This window comes from Pseudomonas entomophila (assembly GCF_029193575.1).
Classification (GTDB): Bacteria; Pseudomonadota; Gammaproteobacteria; order Pseudomonadales; family Pseudomonadaceae; genus Aquipseudomonas; species Aquipseudomonas entomophila_G.
On sequence record NZ_JARGCS010000036.1, the window covers coordinates 74,397 to 95,114 of the forward strand.

A 20,718-nucleotide genomic window follows, 5' to 3' on the forward strand; every position below is an offset into this window, starting at 1 on the left:
CACCTGCCTCCGACCATGCCGCAGGGAAGTTCCATATGCACTCAGTATTTATCGTCGACGACCATCCGGTCATCCGCCTGGCCGTTCGCATGTTGCTGGAAAACCAGCATTACAAGATCGTCGGCGAATCGGACAACGGCGTCGATGCCATGCAAATGATCCGCGAAAGCCGTCCCGACCTGGTGATCCTCGACATCAGCATTCCCAAGCTCGATGGTCTGGAGGTACTGTCACGCTTCCAGACCATGGCGCTACCGCTGAAGGTGCTGGTCCTGACCGCCCAGTCTCCCGCGCTGTTCGCCGTGCGCTGCATGCATTCGGGCGCCGCCGGCTTCGTTTGCAAGCAAGAAGACTTGAGCGAGCTGCTCAGCGCTATCAAGGCGGTACTTTCCGGTTACAACTACTTCCCCAGCCAGGCATTCAATGCTTGCCAACACATCGACGATGAAGACATGGAACTCTTCCGTCAGGTCAATGACCGAGAGTTGATGGTCCTGCAACTTTTCGCGCAGGGGAGAAGCAACAAGGAAATCGCCAAGGGCATGTTCCTCAGCAACAAGACCGTCAGTACTTATAAGAAACGCCTGATGCAGAAATTGCAGGCCAACACCTTGGTCGAGCTGATCGAAGTGGCCAAGCGCAACGCACTTGTCTGAGGTCGCCCATGGGTTGGTATTTCCGTTGCGCGGCATTTCTACTTAGTATGCTAATCACCCCTGGGGCCTCTGCGGCGCCTGCCAACGCCATTCCCTACCCGTTGCTCAAGCGCGCCACGACCACCATCACGCCCCCATCGCTGACGCCTGAACAACGGCAATGGCTCACCCATCAGCGCCAACTGGTGCTAGGAACTTCAGCCCCCGACAACCCGCCGTTCGACATCACCAACGGCGGGGAATATCAAGGCCTGACCGCCGAATATGCCGCACTGATCGGCGAAGCCCTGGGCCTGCCGGTCAAGGTCCTGCGCTTCCCCAGTCGTCAGGAAGCGGTCGAGGCGCTCAAGGCCGGTCGCATCGACCTGCTGGGCAGTGCCAATGGCTACGAAGCGGCGGTGCGCGGCCTGGCCCTGTCGCGTCCGTATGCCGTCGACCGTCCGGTGCTGGTTACCCGCGAGGATGACAACCGTTTGCTGGACGGGGGCCTCGGCGGCATGCGCCTGAGCATGCTCTACCACTACTTGCCCGTCGATGAGATCCGCTCCGACTACCCCAACGCCGACCTGCGCAGCTTCAACTCTACCAGTCAGGCCCTGAACGCCGTGGCCTTCGGCCAAGCCGACGTGTTCATCGGCGACACCATCTCAACCCTCTTCCAACTCAACCGCAGCCACCTGCCGGGGTTGCGCATGGCCAATTTCGGCAAACACGAGGCAGTCGGGTTCAGCTTCGCCCTGCGCCACCAGGACACGTTGCTGATGGGGCTGGTCAATGCCGTCCTCGAGCGCCAGCCCCATACCGTCGATACCACCATCTTCAAGCGCTGGAGCGCGGGCAGCGAACTGCTGCTGAATGATCGCAAGCTGCAGTTTTCCCCACGCGAGGAGCAATGGCTGCGGCAAAACACGACCCTGCGGGTGGCCGTCAGCGACAGCGCCGCCCCCCTGTCGTTTTTCGACAATGCCGGGCGCTTCCGCGGGATCACCGCCGACCTGCTTGAGTTGATCCGCCTGCGTACCGGCCTGCACTTCACGGTACAACGCGCCACCGATACCGATGACCTGGTCGCGCGAATCAAGGACGGCCGTGCCGACCTGATCGCCGCACTCTCCAGCAACGACGAAGCCAGTGGCAACCTGATGATCAGCCGCCCCTACCTCGAAAGCCCTTACGTGCTGGTGACCCGCAGCGGCGAACGCCAACCCTCCTCGCTGGAAACGCTGCAGGGACGCCGCGTCGCCATGACCCGCAACACGCCTCTGTTCGATGCGCTGACCCAGGCTCAACCGCACCTGCGCACGGTGGAAACCGACAGCACTTTCTACTCCATGGCGCTACTGGGCAGTGGCGCCGTGGACGCGGCAATCACCACCCTGATCGATGCCAACCACGCCCTGGCGGCCAACAGCGACCTGGTGATCCGCAGCACCGTCGGCAGCGAACCCGCCACCTACTCCATCGCCAGCGCTGGCCGCCTGACCGAACTGGCGTCGATACTCGACAAGGCCTTGCTGAGCATTTCGCCCTCGGAGCTTGGGGTCATCAATAGCCGTTGGCGTGACTACACCGCCCACGACGGCAGCCCTTGGCGTGAATACCAACGACTGGTGGTCTACATGGTGCTGGGCATCGGCCTGCTGCTGGCACTGGCCCTGACCTGGAATGCCTACCTGCGCCGGCAGATCCGTCAGCGGCGCACGGCAGAGCGGGCCTTGAACGACCAATTGGCGTTCATGCGCGCGCTGCTCAATGGCACGCCGCACCCCATGTACGTGCGCGACCGCGAGGGCTGCCTGCAAAGCTGCAACGACAGCTACCTCGAAGCCGTGGACGCCAGCGCCGACGAGGTCATGGGCAAGCGCCTGCAGGAAACCCTGTTCAGCAGTTGCGACTACACCCAGCAGATCCATGCCGACTACCTGCAGGTAATGGCCGTCGGACAGCCCCTGATCGTCGATCGCCCCCTGCGCCTGAAGAACCGGGAATTGACCATCTACCACTGGATCCTGCCCTACCGTGACTCGCTGGGTGAAGTCCAAGGCATCATCGGCGGCTGGATCGACATCAGCGACCGCCGCAAGCTGATCCAGGAGCTGAGCCTGGCCAAACAGCAGGCCGACGATGCCAACCGTGCCAAGAGCACCTTCCTGGCTACCATCAGCCATGAGATCCGCACCCCGATGAACGCCGTGATTGGCATGCTGGAACTGGCCCTGCGCCGTGCCGACGATGGGCAACTGGACCGGCCCGCCATCGATGTCGCCTACCATTCTGCCAAGGACTTGCTGGGGTTGATCGGCGATATCCTCGACATCGTGCGGATCGAGTCCGGCCACCTGTCACTGACCCCGGAACCGGTCGACCTCGGTGAGCTCATCGAAGCGGTGCAACGGGTGTTCGACGGCCAGGCACGGCAAAAAGGCCTGACTCTGGAAGTGGCCATCGATCCCTCAGCGCGCTGCCACGCCCTGCTTGACCCACTGCGCTTGAAACAGGTGTTGTCGAACCTGGTCAGCAACGCGATCAAGTTCACCGAGCACGGCCATGTGCGCATCAACGCGCGGGTGCTGGAGGACACACCGCCAAGCCTCGACCTGGAGGTGCGCGACAGTGGTATCGGCATCCATGAGGACGACCTGCAAGAGCTGTTCAATCCGTTCGTCCAGGCCAACCCCCACAGCGAGGGCGCGCGCGCGGGCACCGGCCTGGGCTTGGCCATCAGCCATACCCTGTGCGAAATGATGGGTGGGCAGTTGCTGCTCAAGAGCCTGCAGGGCGTCGGCACCCAGGTGCGCATGCACCTGCCGCTGCAACGCGTCACCGAGCTGACGCCGCCCCCCGAGGTCAAGGTGGTCGAGGCGCCGGATACCGAGCTTGAGGTGCTGGTGGTCGACGACCACCCCGCCAACCTGCTGTTGATGACACAACAACTCGGTTTCCTCGGCCTTCGTCACGATTGCGCCCGCGACGGCCAGGAAGGTCTAGAAAAATGGCGCAGCGGCCAATTCGACGTGTTGATCGTCGACTGCAACATGCCGCGCATGAACGGTTATCAACTGGCCGAAACCGTGCGCGCCGAGGAACATCGGCTCGGCCGTCCGCGCTGCACCCTTCTCGGCTACACCGCCAATGCCCAACCCGAGGTACACCAGCGCTGCCTGAACGCAGGCATGGACGACTGCTTGCTCAAACCCATCACTTTGCGCACGCTAGGGCAGCACCTCACGGGAGTAGCGCCATGCAAACGGCCCCGCCGTCGACATTCATGCCCTGGCAACCTCACCGCCATCGTCGGCAGCAACCCCGAGGATCATCAACGCATGCTGGCCGCCCTGCACCTGAGCCTGAGACAGGACCTGGCAATACTGATGGCCCTGAACCCGCGAGACGATGCGACGGGTATTCGCACGCAGGCGCACAAGATCCTCAGCGTTGCCCACATGCTGGAGGCTCGGGAGATGGCAATAGCCTGCAAGGCTCTTGAGGAAAGTGAAGTGCCGCTGGCCCAGCTGAAGCTGCGACGGCAAACCCTGGCGCGGCAGATGCGCCGCATGGAGAAAGCCCTGGCTGGTCAGCTCAGCCGACCAGCCAGGGCTCGGTGACGCAGGATCAGGAAACCGAGTTGATCGGCTTGTCCGGGTACCAGGCGTCCAGCAGTGGGCTGACTTCGATCTTGGTCAGTTCGCTGCGGCCCTTGAGCCAGGCTTCGACGGTGGCACGCTGCTCTTCGCTGACCGAGCCACGCTTGGCCAGGCAGACCAGGCCGAAATCGTCACCGCCGACATAGTCCAGGCCGTTGGCGTCCATGGCTTCTGCCAGGAAGGCGTCGAGGAAGGCGTCGATGGCCTCATCGGACAGGTCTTCCTTGAAGTCCAGGTTCAGTTCGAAACCCAGCTCCTGGAATTCGTCCACGCACAGCTTCTTGCGCAGACGACGGGAACGGTTGGTGGCCATGAAACAATCCTCTTGAGTAATTACGCGCGGCACTTTACCAGTTTCCACGGCGCCGCGGCGCTTTTCCGTCGAACATGCCCATGCCACGCACGCTTGGGGCATAATGCGCACTATATTTCGTTCAGGGGTTATCACTTCTTACGGCCCCTTGTCCTTTTCCCCTCGTACGCAGGGTTTCAGCACTCATGATCAAGACGCTTCGCCCACTGTTTCTCGCCGGCCTGCTCCTGCCCCTGGCCTTGCCCACCCAGGCCGCGACCGTCAATACCAGCCTGCCCGCCAAGGTGCAACAGGCCCTGAAGACCAACAAGCTGCAGGATTCCGCCCTCTCCCTGGTGATGCTGCCCCTCGATGGGCCTGGCACACCGACCATCTTCAACGCCGATGTCTCGGTCAACCCCGCATCGACCATGAAGCTGGTGACCACCTACGCCGCACTCGAACTGCTCGGCCCTACCTTCCAATGGAAGACCGAGTTCTACACCGACGGCCCCCTGAGCAACGGCGTGCTCAACGGCAACCTCTACCTCAAGGGTGGCGGCGACCCCAAGCTGAACATGGAAAAACTGTGGCTGCTGATGCGTGACCTGCGTGCCAATGGCGTGCGCACCATCACCGGCGACCTGGTGCTGGACCGCAGCCACTTCGTGCAGCCCAACCTGCCGCACTTCGACGATGACGGCGGCGACGTCAACAAACCCTTCCTGGTCAAGCCCGACTCGCTGCTGGTCAACCTCAAGGCCCTGCGCTTCGTCGCCCGCAACGACGGCGGCAAGGTCACGGTGTCGGTCGAGCCACCCATCGCCAGCGTGCGCATCGACAACCAGGTCAAGCCGGTGGCTGGCAAGCAGTGCAGCGGCGACGTGCGCTACAACCCGGTGGTGCAGCCGGACGGCGTCAGCGTCACGGTCAGCGGCCAGCTGGCCGACGGCTGCAACTCGCAGACCTACCTCTCGCTGCTCGACCACCCAACCTACGCCGCCGGCGCCGTGCGGGCGATCTGGAACGAACTCGGCGGCAGCATCCAGGGCCGCGACCGCGTCGAGAACGTGCCCAAGAGCGCGCGCCTGCTGGCCCGCGCCTTCTCGCCCGACCTGGTCGAGGTGATCCGCGACATCAACAAGTACAGCAACAACACCATGGCCCAACAGTTGTTCCTCAGCCTCGGCGCGCAGTTCCGCACCGATGCCGACGGTGACGACGCCCGCGCCGCCCAGCGCGTGGTGCGCCAGTGGATGGCCAAGAAAGGCATCACCTCGCCGCACCTGGTGATGGAGAACGGCTCCGGGCTGTCGCGCGCCGAGCGGGTCAGCACCCGTGAGATGGCGGCACTGCTGCAGGCGGCGTGGAAGAGCCCGTATGCGGCCGAGTTCATCAGCTCGATGCCGCTGGTGGGCATGGACGGCACCATGCGCAAGCGCCTCAAGCGCACCGCCATGACCGGCGAGGCGCACATCAAGACCGGCACATTGAACACCGTGCGGGCGATCGCAGGGTTCAGCCGCGACAGCAACGGCAATACCTGGGCAGTGGCGGCGATCCTCAACGATCCGAAGCCATGGGGGGCTTCCCAGGTACTGGACCAGGTATTGCTGGACCTGTACAAGCAGCCGAAAGTGGGGGCAGGTACCATCGGCGTCGTGCCCTGAGGGCATGACACAGCCCTATCGCGGGGCAAGCCCGCTCCCACAGGTACCGCACTGAGTCCAGGAACGGCGGGGTACCTGTAGAGCGGGCTTGCCCCACGATAGGGCCGTCAGCAACACCCACACGGCTCAGGGCAACTCCGCCTCCACCCGATCCCGCCCGGCCTGCTTGGCCACATAGACCCCCGCATCGGCCCGTAACAACAAAGCATCGGCCCCCTCCCCCGATCGCCAGCCGGCCACCCCGAAACTCGCCGTGACCCGGCCAACCCCATCGACCGGCACACTGCGCACCCCCTGCCACAATTCCAGCGCCAACGAGCGCGCCTGCTCGGCATTGCTGCCCGGGCACAGCACCATGAACTCCTCGCCGCCCAACCGGCAGAACACGTCGGTACGCCGCAACCTGTGGCCAATGCGCTGGCACAGGCTGCGCAGCACATGGTCACCCACGGCATGGCCGAACTGGTCGTTGATGCACTTGAAGTGGTCGATGTCGAGCATGATCACCGCCAGGTCGCAACCGTCGCGCTGGGCCCGCTCCAGCTCGGTGCGCAGGCGTTCCTGGAAATAACGGCGGTTGTGGATACCGGTCAGGGCATCGGTGATCGACAGCGCGCGCAGCTCCTCCTCCACACGCTTGAGGTCGGAGATGTCGGTCAGGTAGCCGTGCCAGAGGGTGCAGCCGTCCTCGCCGATCTCCGGCGTCGCCTCGCCGCGCACCCAGCGCAGCCCGGCCCGCGGCAAACACACCCGGTACTCCTCGCGCCACGGTGTCAGGCGCTCGGCCGACTGGCGCACCGAGCGGCGCACGCGCTCCAGATCGTCGGGGTGGATGCGCTCGAACACCGCCGAGGCGTCCTCGCGCAACACCTGCAGGTCGACCTCGTAGATGTCGTGCAGGCCCTGGCTGGCGTAGGGGAAGCAGGAGTGCCCGTCGACATCCAGGCGGTACTGGTAGATGCCGCCGGGCACCTCGGCGCTGAGTTTCTCCAGCAACCGGTCGCGAGCCGCAAGGGCCTCGTGCACGCGCCGGCGTTCAGTGACGTCGATGCAGATCGCCAGGTAGCCCACCCACAGCCCCTGCTCGTCAAGTACCGCAGTGACCAGCATGTTGGCCAGCAGATGACTGCCATCCTTGCGCACCAAGGTCCACTCGCCGGGCTCGCCACCCCCTTCCTGCACGGTTTCGGCGAACATCGCCTGGCCCCCGGCAATCTCCCGGCCGTAGCGCACGCTCAGGGCATGGGCGCGCTGGCGCAGGTCCTCGGGCTCAACCAGGTCTTCGAGGGTCAGCCGGCCGATCGCCTCGTTGGCGTTGTAGCCGAGCAAACGCTCGGCACCGGCGTTGAAGGTAGTGATGACCCCGCGCAGACTGGTGGCGATGATCGCCACCTGGGTCGCCGCATCGAGCACGCTGCGCAACTGGTTGTGCGTCTCGCGCAAGGACTGCTCGCTGACCCGCAGTTCCGCAGTGCGCTGCTCGACCAGCGTGAGCGCTCGCTGGCGCTGGCTGAACAAGCTGTAGAGCAAGGCACTGAGCAGCAGGCTCAGCAGCCCGCCCAGCAAAGTCACGGTCGGCACCACCGAGGACCGATTCGCCAGCAGGAACGCCTGGCTGGCGCGGATTTCGAGCTGATAGTGATGATCGGCCAGGCTCAGCAGTTGGCTGCTCCCCAGCGCGATCGGCGCGGCCGGGTTGCCGGAGTCGTACAGCACCTCATGGCCCTGAAGACTGGAAAGATCGACGATGCGCACCGCAAGGTTATCGTCGGCGGCCGTCGGCAGGCCTTCGGCGATCAGCTGACGCATGCTCAGCAGCGCCATCACGTAACCGGCCGGGCCGGCCTTGACCGACTCGGCGAACACCGGGGCAACGATCAGCACCCCACGGCTGTAGGCCGGCTCGACGTTGATCATGTCCAGCGGCGCCGAGACCGCCATGCTGCCTGGGGTCGCGGCGCGCGCCAGGGTGTCGGCGCGTTGCGCCTGGCCGACCAGGTCCAAACCGAAGGGTTGCTCCTCCTGGTGCGTGGCCTGGGTGTAGAGCACCGGGTAGTAGTACGCGCGCGGCGCAGCCGGGTGCCAGCCGCCCTGCGCATCATGGTCACGGATCTGGTAGGGCTGGCCGAGCCAGGCGCTGGCCCGGCGCTCGAAGGCCTCGCGCTGCGCTGCCTCGACCCGCGGCGCCCAGGAATACGCCTGGGTGCGATGCAGCAGTGGGCGGGCGTAACCGTCGAATTCCTCAGGGGTGATTTCGTTGGAGTAGCTGAAGAAGCGCCTCAGGCCATCCAGACGCTGGGTCTGGTCCTCGAAACGCTCGGCGATGCGGCTATAGCGCTCACTGGCCAGCAGCTCGAAGCGCTGGCGCAACTGCTGCTTGTAGAAGGCATGGGCGGCAAAACCCAGCGCGGCGGTCAGCAGACCGCCCGCGACCAGCGCCACCAATGCCACCACCCAGGCCGACAGCTCCTCGCTGATCAGGCCGAACATCTTCGCGCGCACGCCATACCTCGACATAGAGCATTCTCATCACGTCAGCGTCCTGCGAATTTACCGGCCCTTTGCTGTTTTATAGCCATTGGCCATTAGCGCCGCAACGTACCTCGTCGTTTCAGCGTAGCTGCAGGCGCCAGGCCCGGTGGATGCGGCCATTGCGGGCGAAGTCCGGGTCCAGGGTCTGGGCGCTGATTTCCTCCACGGCGTAGCGCGCCTGCAGGTGCTCGTCGAGCTGGAACTTGCGGAAGTTGTTGGAGAAATACAGCACCCCGCCCGGCGCCAGGCGCGCCATGGCCAGGTCGAGCAACTGCACATGGTCGCGCTGCACGTCGAACACCCCTTCCATGCGTTTGGAGTTGGAGAAGGTCGGCGGGTCGATGAAGATCAGGTCGTAGCTGTCCTGAGCACCTTCCAGCCAGGCCATCACGTCGCCCTGTTCCAGGCGATTGCGCTCGGAGAAGCCGTTGAGCGAGAGGTTGCGACGCGCCCAGTCCAGGTAGGTCTTCGACAGGTCGACGCTGGTGGTGCTGCGCGCGCCGCCCTTGGCCGCGTGCACGGTGGCCGTGGCGGTATAGCAGAACAGGTTGAGGAAGCGCTTGCCGGCCGCTTCGCGCTGGATACGCAGGCGCATCGGGCGGTGGTCGAGGAACAGGCCGGTGTCCAGGTAGTCGGTGAGGTTGACCAACAGTTTGACGCCGCCCTCGCTGACTTCCTGGAAGCGCCCTTCGGTGGCCTGGCGCTCGTACTGACGGGTGCCGCTCTGCCGCTCGCGGCGCTTGAGCACCACACGCTGGGGGTCGATGCCCAGCGCCTGGGGGATCGCCGCCAGGGCGTCGAGCAGACGCGCCTGGGCCTTGTCCGGGTCGACCGAGCGCGGCGCGGCGTACTCCTGCACGTGGACCCACTCCTCGTACAGGTCGACCGCCAGGGCGTACTCCGGCATGTCGGCATCGTACAGGCGGTAGCACGACACATTGTCTCGCCGCGCCCACTTGCCCAACTGGCGCAGGTTCTTCTGCAGGCGGTTGGCGAACATCTGCGCGCCTTCGGACAGGCGCGCAGGCTCAGCGGCCATGGCGGCCTGCGGGCGGCTTTCGCCGTCGTCGGTGCCCGCGCGACGCTCGCCGGTGACGAACTGGTCGGGTTGGACCTTGAACAGCAGTAGCTTGCAAGGCAACGCACCGTTCCAGAAGGCGTATTGCTTGTGGCTGCGCACGCCCATGCGCTTGCCCAGCTCCGGCGCGCCGGTGAACACCGCCGCTTCCCAGCCCATGCAGGCTTGGCGCAGACGCTCGCCGAGGTTCTGGTAGAGGTACAGAAGGCTTGCTTCGTCGCCCAAGCGCTCGCCATAGGGCGGGTTGCTGATCACCAGGCCCTTCTGGTTCTGGTCCGGACGCGGTTCGAAGCTGGCGACCTCGCCCTGGTAGATCTTCACCCAATCGCCCAGGCCTGCACGCTCGACGTTGTTGCGCCCCGGCTGGATCAACCGCGGGTCGGCCTCGTAGCCACGGATCCACAGCGGCGGCCTGGCCAGCCCCGCCTGGGCGCGGGCCAGGGCTTCGTCATGCACCTTGCGCCACAGCGCCGGCACGTGGCCCTGCCAGGCGCTGAAGCCCCAGCGTTCGCGCTTGAGGTTCGGTGCGATGTCGGCAGCGATCATCGCCGCCTCGACCAGGAAGGTGCCCACGCCGCACATCGGGTCGGCCAGGGCGCCGCCCTCGGCGGCGATGCGCGGCCAACCGGCACGGATCAGCACGGCGGCGGCGAGGTTTTCCTTGAGCGGTGCGGCGCCCTGCTGCAGGCGGTAGCCACGCTGGTGCAGGCTGTGGCCGGAGAGGTCGAGGGACAGGATCGCCTCGCCACGGTCCAGGCGCAGGTGCACGCGCAGGTCCGGGTCGAGCTTGTCCACCGACGGGCGCTGGCCTTCACGGTTGCGCAGCTTGTCGACGATGGCGTCCTTGACCTTGAGCGCGCCGAAGTGCGTGTTGTCGATGCCCGAGCCATGGCCGCTGAACTCCACCGCCAGGGTGCCGTCGGCGGCCAGGTGGTCGGCCCAGTCGACGGCATGCACGCCGTCGTAGAGGTCATCGGCGTTCTTCATGGCGAAGCGCTTGACCACCAGCAGCACGCGGTTGGCCAGGCGCGACCAGAGGCACAGGCGGTAGGCGGTTTCCATGTCGGCCGCGCCGCGAATGGCTGCGGTGTGCTCGCGTACATCGAGCAGGCCAAGGCTCCGTGCCTCTTCGGCGAGCAGGCCTTCGAGGCCCTTGGGGCAGGTGAGGTAGAGTTCGAAACGGTCCGACATGAGTATTCCAGGGCCTAGGGGCTGTGCGGTGGCAAGCCGACGCATCGTGCCTGCCGCTGTTAGCCGGACACCCTTCCAGCAGGCATCCGGGTGGCCTCCCCAACCTCGGGAGCGCCGGGCCGCCCGACCGACAGGCCTTTCATGGCGAACCATGAAAAGGCTTTGATCGTCGAGCAGTGTGAAAATTTCGTCTATCGAAGGGCCATCAGCGACCCTTCGTCGCATTACCGGTTATTTCAAATGGTGTAGTCCGACCAATGGCCAAATGACGTCAAGTGCGGCCAAACCCTGATCATAGCGGGCTGAAGGGCGAATCGCGTCGAGTCGCATTTATTTACTTATCCTGTGACCCTTGGAAACGTTACGTCCTTATGACAAATCGATCATTCACACTGTGACGCGCATTCGTTAGAACTCCTCTCAGGCCACCTCGCAATGAAGTGGCACTTTCGGCTCGCGACGCCGGCAGCGAGCGCAAACCGGCAGAAAGATTCTGCCCGGCCTCGGAGAGGCCGACGGGACATTACAGTCAACAAGTGAGGGCAACACCCTATGAGAAGACTTAAGCGTGATCCGTTGGAAAGAGCATATTCACGTGGCTACCAATATGGGGTCACCGGAAAATCCCGCGAACTTTGCCCCTTCAACCTGCCATCCGTTCGCCAGGCCTGGATCAACGGCTGGCGTGAAGGTCGCGGCGACAACTGGGACGGTATGACCGGCACCGCTGGCATCCAGAGACTCAACGAAAATCACGCCGTTGGCTGAACGAGGACACTGAATTCGAGTCACCATGCACGCCCCATCCGGGCGGCGGGCTACGGCCCAGGGGCCCCCTTCGCGGGGCCCTTTTTTATGCCCGTCGTTTGTTACCGGGGCATGGCCGCGATGGCGTCGACCGCCTCGCGGATCAGTGCCGGGCCCTTGTAGATGAAGCCGGAGTAGATCTGCACCAGGCTGGCGCCGGCGGCGATCTTCTCGGCCGCGTGACGGCCCTCGGTGATACCACCCGCGGCGATGATCGGCAGCTTGCCGCCCAGCTCGCCTGCCAGCACCTTGACGATGTGGGTGCTTTTCTCCAGCACTGGCGCCCCCGACAAGCCACCGGCCTCGCCACCATGCGGCAGGCCTTCGACGCCTTCGCGGCCGAGGGTGGTGTTGGTGGCGATCACCGCATCCATGCCCGACTCGACCAGCGCCGAGGCCACCAGCGCGGTTTCCTCGTCGCTCATGTCCGGGGCGATCTTGATCGCCAACGGCACGCGCTTGCCATATTCGCCCGTCAGTTGCTCGCGGCGCTCGGCCAGGGCATCGAGCAGTTGCTTGAGCGAGTCGCCGAACTGCAGGGTGCGCAGGCCGGGGGTGTTGGGCGAGCTGACGTTGACGGTGATGTAGCTGGCGTCGTTGTAGACCTTTTCCAGGCAGATCAGGTAGTCGTCCTGGGCGCGCTCGACCGGGGTGTCGAAATTCTTGCCGATGTTGATACCCAGCACGCCGTCATAACGCGAGGCACGCACCCGCGCCAGCAGGTGGTCCACGCCGAGGTTGTTGAAGCCCATGCGGTTGATGATCGCCGTGGCCTCGGGCAAGCGGAACAGGCGTGGCTTGGGGTTGCCCGGCTGCGGGCGCGGGGTGATGGTGCCGATCTCGACGAAGCCGAAGCCCAGCTGGGCGAAGCCGTCGATCGCCGCGCCGTTCTTGTCCAGGCCGGCGGCCAGGCCCACCGGGTTGGCGAAGTTCAAGCCCATCACCGTCACTGGCAGTGCGGCGGCGCGCTTGCACAGCAGGCCGTTGAGCCCGAGGCGGCCACCGGCGCCGATCAGGTCCAGGGACAGGTCGTGGGAGGTTTCCGGGGAAAGCTTGAACAGCAACTGGCGGGCCAGGGTATACATGGTCGGCAAGGCTCGGGGTGAGTGAGGGCGCGATTATAGCCAGCGCGCCGCCCGGGCGACAGGGCCTTGGCATATGGGTTGCTTCGCCTCGATGACGGCCCGATCGGTACGGGCGAGGATTTTTCGTGGATACAGCACCTCCCGCAACACCCCTGGCCTGGGTCAACGGCAGCGACGCGCCGGAAAAACCCAGCCTCGACATCGGCTTCATGGCCCTCACCGACTGCGCCTCGGTCGTGGTCGCCGCCACCCAGGGCTTCGCCCAAACCTACGGCCTGACCCTCAACCTGCGCCGCCAGGCCTCCTGGGCCGGCCTGCGCGACAAGCTGGTCAGCGGTGAGTTGGACGCGGCCCATAGCCTGTACGGCCTGGTGTACGCCGTGCACCTGGGCCTGGGCGGCGTACCGGCCAAGGACATGGCCGTGCTCATGGGCCTGAACCAGAACGCCCAGGCCATCAACCTGTCCCCTGCCCTGCATCGCAAGGGTGTGACCAGCCCTGAAGCATTGGCGCACCTGGTGCACCATAACGGCGCACGGCTGACCTTCGCCCAGACCTTCCCCACCGGCACCCACGCCATGTGGCTGTATTACTGGCTGGCCAGCCAGGGCATCCACCCCCTGCGCGACGTCGACAGCGTGGTGGTGCCACCGGCGCAGATGCTCGCGCACCTCCAGGCCGGACGCATCGACGGCTTCTGCGTCGGCGAGCCCTGGTCGGCGGACGCCGTGGCGCAAGGCCAGGGCTTCACGCTGGCCACCAGCCAGTCGATCTGGCCGGATCACCCGGAGAAGGTACTCGCCTGCGCCCGCGCGTTCGTCGAACAATACCCCAACAGCGCACGCGCGCTGGTCAAGGCGGTGCTCGCCGCCAGCCGCTTCATCGAACAGAGCCCGGAGAACCGCCGCAGCACCGCCCTGTTGCTCAGCGGCAAGGCCTACCTGGACACCCCGGCCAGCAGCATCGAGCCGCGCCTGCTCGGCGACTACCACGACGGTCTCGGCCACCATTGGCAGGATCGCCACGCCCTACGCCTGTTCGACCACGGCCGCGCCAACCTGCCCTACCTCTCCGACGGCATGTGGTTCATGACCCAGTTCCGCCGCTGGGGCCTGCTGCGCGACGACCCCGACTACCTGGCCGTGGCCACCCGCGTGCAACAACTGGCCCTGTATCGCGAGGCCGCCGAGGCGGTGGGGGTGCCGTGCGCCGACCTGCCGATGCGCAGCAGCCTGTTGATCGACGGCAGCCGCTGGGACGGCAGCGATCCGCACGCCTACGCCCGTAGTTTCCGCCTGCATGCCCTGGGCGACGCGCCCGGCGTGCGCGTCGGTTCGTGAGGAGGCCACCATGCTGCGCATCCTGCTGATCGACGACACCGAGAAAAAGGTCGGCCGCCTGAAGGCCGCGCTGAGCGAAGCCGGCTTCGAGGTCATCGAAGCCCCAGGGCTGACCATCGACCTGCCCGCCTGCGTCGAAACGGTGCGCCCGGACGTGGTGCTGATCGATACCGAGTCACCGGGCCGCGATGTGATGGAACAGGTGGTGCTGGTCAGCCGCGACCGGCCACGGCCGATCGTGCTGTTCACCGACGAACACGACCCAGGGGTGATGCGCCAGGCGATCCACGCCGGGGTCAGCGCCTATATCGTCGAGGGCATCCATGCCGCGCGCTTGCAGCCGATCCTCGACGTGGCCATGGCGCGCTTCGAGAGCGACCAGGCGCTGCGCGCGCAGTTGCTGGCCCGCGACCAGCAGTTGGCCGAGCGCAAGCGCATCGAGCAGGCCAAGGGGCTGTTGATGAAGATGAAAGACTGCAACGAGGAGCAGGCCTACACGCTGATGCGCCGCCAGGCCATGAGCCGCCAGCAGAAGCTGATCCAGGTGGCCGAGCAGATCATCGCCATGCACGAGATGCTGGGCTAGGCACGGCATCGGTGCCGTGGCCAACACAGCCCCTCGAACTTGGCCCGCCTCTTGCTCGACAATTCCCAGGTAGCCAACGGCGGTTGCCCCATATCCCCGACAAAGACGTCGCTCTCCCCTCCACGCTGATGGACCGGGTAGCGGCGTCTTTTTCGTTTCCGCCCCTGCACAGGCAAGGGCCTGACAACCGTTGCAAGCCGAGCGAGGTGTTCAATGAATACGAGCTTCTGGAAATCCGGGCATGTGCCCACGCTGTTCGCCGCCTTCCTGTACTTCGACCTGAGCTTCATGGTCTGGTACCTGCTCGGCCCCCTGGCGGTGCAGATCGCCACCGACCTGCAACTGAGCGCGCAACAACGCGGCCTGATGGTCGCCACACCCATCCTCGCCGGCGCGCTGCTGCGCTTCGCCATGGGCATGCTGGTCGACCGCCTGTCACCCAAGACCGCCGGGCTGATCGGCCAGGTGGTGGTGATCGTCGCCCTGGCCTGTGCCTGGCACCTGGGCGTACGCACCTACGAACAGGCCCTGCTGCTGGGCGTGTTCCTCGGTTTCGCCGGCGCCTCGTTCGCCGTGTCGCTACCCCTGGCCTCGCAATGGTACCCGCCGCAACACCAGGGCAAAGCCATGGGTATCGCCGGCGCCGGCAACTCCGGCACGGTGTTCGCCGCCCTGCTGGCACCGGCCCTGGCCGCCGGCTTCGGCTGGAACAACGTGTTCGGCTTCGCGGTGATCCCACTGGTGCTGACCCTGGTGCTGTTCGCCCTGCTGGCGCGCAACGCCCCCGAGCGCCCCAAGCCCAAGGCCATGGCCGACTACTTCAAGGCCCTCGGCGACCGTGACAGCTGGTGGTTCATGTTCTTCTACAGCGTGACCTTCGGCGGCTTCATCGGCCTGGCCAGCGCCCTGCCCGGCTACTTCAACGACCAGTACGGCCTGAGCCCGGTGACCGCCGGTTACTACACCGCCGCCTGCGTGTTCGCCGGCAGCCTGATGCGCCCGCTGGGCGGCGCCCTGGCCGACCGCTTCGGCGGTATCCGCACCCTGCTGGGCATGTATACCGTGGCGGCGATCTGCATCGCTGCGGTCGGCTTTAACCTGCCCAGTGCCGCAGCGGCCCTGGCCCTGTTCGTCAGCGCCATGCTCGGCCTGGGCGCTGGCAACGGCGCGGTGTTCCAACTGGTGCCGCAGCGCTTCCGTCAGGAGATCGGCGTGATGACCGGGTTGATCGGCATGGCCGGCGGTATCGGTGGCTTCCTGTTGGCGGCGGGCCTTGGGGCGATCAAGCAGCACACCGGAGACTACCAGCTGGGCCTGTGGCTGTTCGCCAGCCTTGGCCTGCTGGCCTGGTTCGGCCTGCACGGCGTCAAGCTGCGCTGGCGCACCACCTGGGGCTCGGCGGCGGTCACCGCGGCGCGGGTCTGAGCACCACGATGAGCCTGCGACTGAGTTTCGCCCAGGCCAGCGCCACCGGCCCGCGCGCGGAAAACCAGGACGCCCTGCGCCTGGTCACCCCGGCGCCGGAGCTGGCGGCCAGCAAGGGCTACCTGTTCGCCCTCGCCGACGGCGTCAGCCAATGCGCAGACGGCGGCCTGGCGGCACGGGCCAGCCTGCAGGCGCTGGCCTTGGACTACTACGCCACGCCCGCCACCTGGGGTGTGGCCCAGGCCCTGGATCGGCTGCTACTGGCGCAGAACCGCTGGCTGCGCGCCCAAGGTGGCGGCCAGCCGCTGCTGACCACCCTCACCGCGCTGGTGCTGCGCGGGCAGCGCTTCACCCTGGCGCACGTGGGCGACTGCCGTGCCTATCGCTGGCACGACGGTCGCTTGCAATGCTTGAGTGAGGATCACGTCTGGGACCAACCGGGCATGCAGCATGTGCTCAAGCGGGCCCTGGGGCTGGACCAACATCTGCTGGTGGACTACCTGGAAGGTGAATTGCAGCACGGCGAGTGCTTCGTGCTGCTCAGCGACGGAGTCTGGGCCAGCCTGGGCGAGCAGCAGATCCGCTCGATCCTGCGCGAACAGCCTGACCTGCAGGTGGCGGCTGATACCCTGGTGGCCACCGCTCACCACTGCGGCAGCCAGGACAACGCCAGCGCCCTGCTGGTGCGGGTCGAGCAGCCCGGGCCGGCGAACCTCGGTGACACCTTGGCGCAGTTGCAACACTGGCCGGCACCCCCTCCCCTGCGCGCCGGCCAGCGCATCGACGGCTGGCAGGTCGAAGGGGTGCTGGCGCAGAGTCGCCAGTCGTTGCTGTACCGGGTCACGGACAGCCAAGGCCAGCCTTGGCTGCTCAAGACCCTGCCGCAGACCCGCGAGACAGACTCGGAAGCGGTGCAGCGCCTGCTGCTGGAGGAGTGGTTCTTGCGCCGTGTGGCCGGGCGGCACTTCCCAGAAGTGCATGCCGCCAGCCAGCGCCAGCACCTTTACTACGTGATGCGACAGTACCCGGGCCGCACGCTGGCCAGCCTACTGGCCGAGCACGGCCCATTGCCTCTGCCCCAGTGGCTGGAAGTGGCACGCCAGCTGTTGCAAGCGGTCGGCGTGCTGCATCGGCGCAACCTGCTTCACCGTGACATCAAGCCGGAAAACCTGCACCTGGGCGACGACGGTCAACTGCGCCTGCTGGATTTCGGCCTGGCCTACTGCCCGGGGTTGTCCGAGGACGCACCGCATGAGTTGCCCGGCACACCATCGTTCATCGCTCCGGAAGCCTTCGAGAGCCAGGCGCCGAGCCCGCGCCAAGACCTCTACGCGGTGGGTGTGACGCTCTATCACCTGCTGACCGGGCATTACCCGTATGGCGAGGTCGAGGCATTCCAGCGCCCGCGCTTCGGCCACCCGGTCAATCCCGCGCGCTATCGCCCCGACCTGCCGGAATGGTTGCAACGCAACCTGGAACAGGCAGTGGCAGCGGAGCCCGCACTGCGTTTCGAGACGGCGGAACAGTGGCTGTTGTTGCTGGAACGGGGCGATCGGCAGGAGTTGCCGCTGCGTGCGCGACCGCTGCTGGAGCGCGAGCCGCTGAAGGTGTGGCGGGCGGTGGCATTGGTGTCGCTGTTGATCAACCTGGTGGTGTTGCTGGCTCGCTTGAAGGGCTAAGGGTTATTGGGCCGTCACAGAAACCCAAAAAAAGAAAAACCCGGCCGAGGCCGGGTTTTTCGTGAAGCTTCAAACCAATTACTTGGCCTGGGCTTCTACCTGAGCTTCTACGCGACGGTTAACGGCGCGGCCAGCTTCAGTGGCGTTGTCGGCGACCGGACGGGTCTCGCCGTAGCCAACCGAGTCAACACGGGTGGACTCGATGCCGTACTGCTGGGTCAGGACCTGCTTGACAGCGTTGGCACGACGCTCGGACAGCTTCTGGTTGTAAGCGTCTGGACCTACGGAGTCAGTGTGACCTTCAACCACGGTGGTGGTTTGCGGGTACTGCTTCATGAAGTCAGCCAGGTTCTTGATGTCGCCGTAGCTGTTAGGCTTGACGACCGACTTGTCGAAGTCGAACTTGACGTCCAGCTCAACGCGAACGACTTCGGCAACAGCCGGGCAGCCATCGGCGTCAACGGTAACGTTGGCCGGGGTGTCAGGGCACTTGTCGACGTTGTCGCAGACGCCGTCGTTGTCGCTGTCGGAGCAGACTTCAGCAACCGGAGCAGGAGCCGGAGCTGGCTGCTTGCCGCCGCTACCACCGAAGTTCAGACCCAGACCAACGGTCGGACCCCACTCGGTGTTGCCGTTGTCGATGTTGTACATGGCTTCGACGCCAGCACGGGCGAAGAACATGTCGGTGATGTACCACTTGGCGCCAGCGCCAACGTTGGCGAAGGTGGAGTGGTCACGACCGCTACGGGTGGCCTGGCCCAGGCTCTCGTGGGCGAAGCCGGCGGAGACGTAAGGACGCAGCGCGTCGCCAACGGTACCGAAGTGGTAGGTGGCGTCCAGCTTGGTCTTGGAACCTTTGATGTCTTTGTTGAAGACTTCGCCACGAGCGTTGTGGGTCTCGTTGTAGCCCAGGTCCAGGGAGACGTCGTCGGTCAGGAAGTAACCGAGGCGAACACCAGGATTGGTGCCGTCGTTCTTGAAGTTACGCTCACTGTCGTAGTACTGCTTGGTGACGTTACCTTCGATTTCGACAGCGCCTTGGCCTTGTGCCAGAACGCCGAACGAAGTAGCAGCTACGAGCGAGCCAATGGCCAAGCCCAAGGTGTTTTTCAATTTCATCCGTTAAATCCCCATCTGGTGATAATTAAGCAGTCCCACCAAAATCCGGGGGACAACTCGACGGCAAGTCTAGCAGAACTCACCGGTTCGTTAGAGCAATTTGCAATCGACTAAGTTTCAGTCATGCCTGCAAATTTCTCCTTGAGCTTGTCGAGCGCACGTTTGTACCGCATTTTCGTGGCGCTCAAGCCCATGTGCATGATGTCTGCGATCTCTTGGAATTCCAGCTCTGCGACAAATCGAAGCACCAGGATTTCCCGGTCGATCGGGTTCACATGCACCAACCATTTGTCCAGCCCGCCTTTTTCTTCGGCTTTCGGTGCCTTCTCCTCGGACGCCTCTTCGACAGGGTCCAGGCTCAAGGCATCCATCAACCGCCGCTTGCGGCGCTCCTTGCGGTACTGGGTAATGCACTCGTTGTAGGTGATGCTGTAGAGCCAGGTCTTGAACTTGGATTTACCCTCGAAGTTCTTCAGACCGTACAGCACCTTCAACATCACCTCCTGACAGACATCGTCAGCGTCTCGATCGTTCCCCAGGTAACGTGCGCAGACGTTGAACAAGGTCCGCTGGTAGCGCCGCATGAGCTCCTCATAGGCGCGGGTGACGTGAAAAAGCTCCTCATGCGAACGCGCCACCAACTCCTCGTCGGTGAGCTCGCGTGGGTCATAGCGCATGGGCGGCGAGTGGACTTTATTCAAAACGGATCTGGCCGACAGTCAGGTCAATGTCGCCGCTCGGCCCCGTGGGCCGATTTTGCGGCGGCATACATTAACAGCTTTTGTGCGGTTAGCGGCTATTGACTCGCTGCTCGAGCAATACCCGGTTAGACAGCGACACTAGTTCGCCATCATCGGTCAGCAGGGTGGTTTTCACCGTGCCGATCTCTTCGATGTGCCCTTCGACCTCTCCAATCCGCACCTGCTGGCCGACCTGGTAGAGTTCGCGCACATAGATGCCGGCCAGGATCTGCCCGGCGATTTCGCGGCTGCCCAGGCCCATCGCAAGGGCCACGGCCAGACCAACGGTAATCAGGCCAATGACGATCACGTGGTTGAGCAGGTCGGTCTTGACCTCCAGCTGGCTGATGGCCACCGAGATACTGATGATGATCACCAAGCCTTGGGCAATGCGCCCGACGCCAGCGGCGTATTCCAGGCCAATACCCTCGGCGGCCCCCCGCACCAGGCCATTGACCAGTTGCGCCAGGAGCACACCGGCCAGTAACACCAGTGCGGCACCGAACACCTTGGGCAGGTACAGGGCGAGCATGTCGAGCGTCGCCGAAACCCGCTCGAGGCCGAGGGATTCAGCGGCAGAGACGAGGAAGATCAACAGCACGAACCAGTAGACGATCTTGCCGATCAGCGTCGAGATCGGCACCTGGATGCCGACCCGGGCAAGCATCTTGGTCAGCCCGGTGCCGCTCATCAGGCGGTCCAGGCCGAGCTTGGCGAGCAGCTTGGACAACAGGGTGTCGAGCAGCTTGGCCACCACGAAACCGAGCAGCACCACCACCAGCGCGCCGAACAGGTTGGGGATGAAGTTGGCAACCTTCGTCCAAAGGGCGGTCATGGCGGTGACCAGGCTCTGGGTCCAGAGATCGAGTTCCAT

General features: G+C 64.9%; 15 protein-coding genes. 8 read left to right on the forward strand and 7 right to left on the reverse strand.

Features of this window, described 5'->3' with window-relative positions; translation table 11 throughout:
* The first annotated feature begins 35 nt into the window (after window positions 1-35).
* Both P0Y43_RS17365 and P0Y43_RS17370 read left to right on the forward strand, forming a co-directional pair.
* Window positions 36-656: a response regulator transcription factor gene (locus P0Y43_RS17365; protein WP_275638502.1), complete on the forward strand. Its 621-nt coding sequence runs from the start codon at window positions 36-38 to the stop codon at window positions 654-656.
* A 47-nt stretch (window positions 657-703) separates the two neighbouring features.
* Window positions 704-4,261: an ATP-binding protein gene (locus tag P0Y43_RS17370; RefSeq protein WP_275638503.1), complete on the forward strand. Its 3,558-nt coding sequence runs from the start codon at window positions 704-706 to the stop codon at window positions 4,259-4,261.
* Between the two features lie 7 nt (window positions 4,262-4,268).
* Here P0Y43_RS17370 and P0Y43_RS17375 read toward each other — a convergent pair whose 3' ends face one another.
* The gene (locus P0Y43_RS17375) at window positions 4,269-4,613 is read right to left on the reverse strand and encodes a YggL family protein (RefSeq protein WP_275638504.1); all 345 of its coding nucleotides are present in this window, start codon (window positions 4,611-4,613) and stop codon (window positions 4,269-4,271) included.
* 185 nt (window positions 4,614-4,798) lie between these two features.
* Here P0Y43_RS17375 and dacB point away from each other — a divergent pair, with 185 nt between their 5' ends.
* Window positions 4,799-6,262 (forward strand): D-alanyl-D-alanine carboxypeptidase/D-alanyl-D-alanine endopeptidase, encoded by a 1,464-nt coding sequence (dacB, locus tag P0Y43_RS17380; RefSeq protein ID WP_275638505.1) that lies wholly within the window; start codon window positions 4,799-4,801, stop codon window positions 6,260-6,262.
* Window positions 6,263-6,388: 126 nt separating this feature from the next.
* Here the strand turns inward: dacB and P0Y43_RS17385 are convergent, their stop codons facing one another.
* Both P0Y43_RS17385 and rlmKL read right to left on the reverse strand, forming a co-directional pair.
* Entirely contained in the window at window positions 6,389-8,779 is a 2,391-nt protein-coding gene (locus P0Y43_RS17385) for a sensor domain-containing diguanylate cyclase (protein ID WP_275638506.1), read from the reverse strand.
* A 94-nt stretch (window positions 8,780-8,873) separates the two neighbouring features.
* On the reverse strand, window positions 8,874-11,063 hold the full coding sequence (rlmKL, locus tag P0Y43_RS17390) for a bifunctional 23S rRNA (guanine(2069)-N(7))-methyltransferase RlmK/23S rRNA (guanine(2445)-N(2))-methyltransferase RlmL (protein ID WP_275638507.1): 2,190 nt from the start codon (window positions 11,061-11,063) through the stop codon (window positions 8,874-8,876).
* 552 nt (window positions 11,064-11,615) lie between these two features.
* Between rlmKL and rmf the strand changes: the two genes are divergently transcribed.
* Window positions 11,616-11,831 (forward strand): ribosome modulation factor, encoded by a 216-nt coding sequence (gene rmf / locus P0Y43_RS17395; protein WP_080642046.1) that lies wholly within the window; start codon window positions 11,616-11,618, stop codon window positions 11,829-11,831.
* Between the two features lie 101 nt (window positions 11,832-11,932).
* On the opposite strand, the gene P0Y43_RS17400 is transcribed toward rmf, so the two are convergent.
* Window positions 11,933-12,955: a quinone-dependent dihydroorotate dehydrogenase gene (locus P0Y43_RS17400; RefSeq protein WP_275638508.1), complete on the reverse strand. Its 1,023-nt coding sequence runs from the start codon at window positions 12,953-12,955 to the stop codon at window positions 11,933-11,935.
* A gap of 125 nt (window positions 12,956-13,080) precedes the next feature.
* On the opposite strand from P0Y43_RS17400, the gene P0Y43_RS17405 reads away from it, so the two are divergent.
* The 4 genes from P0Y43_RS17405 to P0Y43_RS17420 all read left to right on the forward strand — a co-directional run bounded on the left by P0Y43_RS17405 (window position 13,081) and on the right by P0Y43_RS17420 (window position 17,985).
* Window positions 13,081-14,295 (forward strand): CmpA/NrtA family ABC transporter substrate-binding protein, encoded by a 1,215-nt coding sequence (locus P0Y43_RS17405; RefSeq protein ID WP_275638509.1) that lies wholly within the window; start codon window positions 13,081-13,083, stop codon window positions 14,293-14,295.
* A gap of 10 nt (window positions 14,296-14,305) precedes the next feature.
* Complete coding sequence (locus P0Y43_RS17410) at window positions 14,306-14,881, forward strand: ANTAR domain-containing response regulator (RefSeq protein ID WP_275638510.1); 576 nt, start codon at window positions 14,306-14,308, stop codon at window positions 14,879-14,881.
* A 213-nt stretch (window positions 14,882-15,094) separates the two neighbouring features.
* Window positions 15,095-16,306, forward strand: a complete 1,212-nt coding sequence (locus tag P0Y43_RS17415; protein WP_275638511.1) for a nitrate/nitrite transporter — start codon at window positions 15,095-15,097, stop codon at window positions 16,304-16,306.
* A gap of 8 nt (window positions 16,307-16,314) precedes the next feature.
* A complete protein-coding gene (locus tag P0Y43_RS17420) occupies window positions 16,315-17,985 on the forward strand; it encodes a bifunctional protein-serine/threonine kinase/phosphatase (RefSeq protein ID WP_275638512.1) in 1,671 nt (556 codons plus the stop codon).
* A 78-nt stretch (window positions 17,986-18,063) separates the two neighbouring features.
* On the opposite strand, the gene P0Y43_RS17425 is transcribed toward P0Y43_RS17420, so the two are convergent.
* The 3 genes from P0Y43_RS17425 to P0Y43_RS17435 form a co-directional block, all read right to left on the reverse strand.
* Entirely contained in the window at window positions 18,064-19,104 is a 1,041-nt protein-coding gene (locus P0Y43_RS17425) for an OmpA family protein (protein ID WP_275638513.1), read from the reverse strand.
* 110 nt (window positions 19,105-19,214) lie between these two features.
* Window positions 19,215-19,781: an RNA polymerase sigma factor SigX gene (gene sigX, locus P0Y43_RS17430; protein WP_275638514.1), complete on the reverse strand. Its 567-nt coding sequence runs from the start codon at window positions 19,779-19,781 to the stop codon at window positions 19,215-19,217.
* A gap of 112 nt (window positions 19,782-19,893) precedes the next feature.
* On the reverse strand, window positions 19,894-20,718 hold the full coding sequence (locus tag P0Y43_RS17435; protein ID WP_275638515.1) for a mechanosensitive ion channel family protein: 825 nt from the start codon (window positions 20,716-20,718) through the stop codon (window positions 19,894-19,896).

What these genes read in the sequence shown, in the direction of transcription:
- rlmKL (WP_275638507.1), bottom strand. Translation starts at nt 11,063, where the DNA reads ATGTCGGACCGTTTCGAACTCTACCTCACCTGCCCCAAGGGCCTCGAA.
- rmf (WP_080642046.1), top strand. Translation starts at nt 11,616, where the DNA reads ATGAGAAGACTTAAGCGTGATCCGTTGGAAAGAGCATATTCACGTGGC.
- P0Y43_RS17370 (WP_275638503.1), top strand. Translation starts at nt 704, where the DNA reads ATGCTAATCACCCCTGGGGCCTCTGCGGCGCCTGCCAACGCCATTCCC.
- P0Y43_RS17420 (WP_275638512.1), top strand. Translation starts at nt 16,315, where the DNA reads ATGAGCCTGCGACTGAGTTTCGCCCAGGCCAGCGCCACCGGCCCGCGC.
- dacB (WP_275638505.1), top strand. Translation starts at nt 4,799, where the DNA reads ATGATCAAGACGCTTCGCCCACTGTTTCTCGCCGGCCTGCTCCTGCCC.
- P0Y43_RS17375 (WP_275638504.1), bottom strand. Translation starts at nt 4,613, where the DNA reads ATGGCCACCAACCGTTCCCGTCGTCTGCGCAAGAAGCTGTGCGTGGAC.
- sigX (WP_275638514.1), bottom strand. Translation starts at nt 19,781, where the DNA reads ATGCGCTATGACCCACGCGAGCTCACCGACGAGGAGTTGGTGGCGCGT.
- P0Y43_RS17400 (WP_275638508.1), bottom strand. Translation starts at nt 12,955, where the DNA reads ATGTATACCCTGGCCCGCCAGTTGCTGTTCAAGCTTTCCCCGGAAACC.
- P0Y43_RS17425 (WP_275638513.1), bottom strand. Translation starts at nt 19,104, where the DNA reads ATGAAATTGAAAAACACCTTGGGCTTGGCCATTGGCTCGCTCGTAGCT.
- P0Y43_RS17415 (WP_275638511.1), top strand. Translation starts at nt 15,095, where the DNA reads ATGAATACGAGCTTCTGGAAATCCGGGCATGTGCCCACGCTGTTCGCC.
- P0Y43_RS17365 (WP_275638502.1), top strand. Translation starts at nt 36, where the DNA reads ATGCACTCAGTATTTATCGTCGACGACCATCCGGTCATCCGCCTGGCC.
- P0Y43_RS17410 (WP_275638510.1), top strand. Translation starts at nt 14,306, where the DNA reads ATGCTGCGCATCCTGCTGATCGACGACACCGAGAAAAAGGTCGGCCGC.
- P0Y43_RS17435 (WP_275638515.1), bottom strand. Translation starts at nt 20,718, where the DNA reads ATGGAACTCGATCTCTGGACCCAGAGCCTGGTCACCGCCATGACCGCC.
- P0Y43_RS17385 (WP_275638506.1), bottom strand. Translation starts at nt 8,779, where the DNA reads ATGTCGAGGTATGGCGTGCGCGCGAAGATGTTCGGCCTGATCAGCGAG.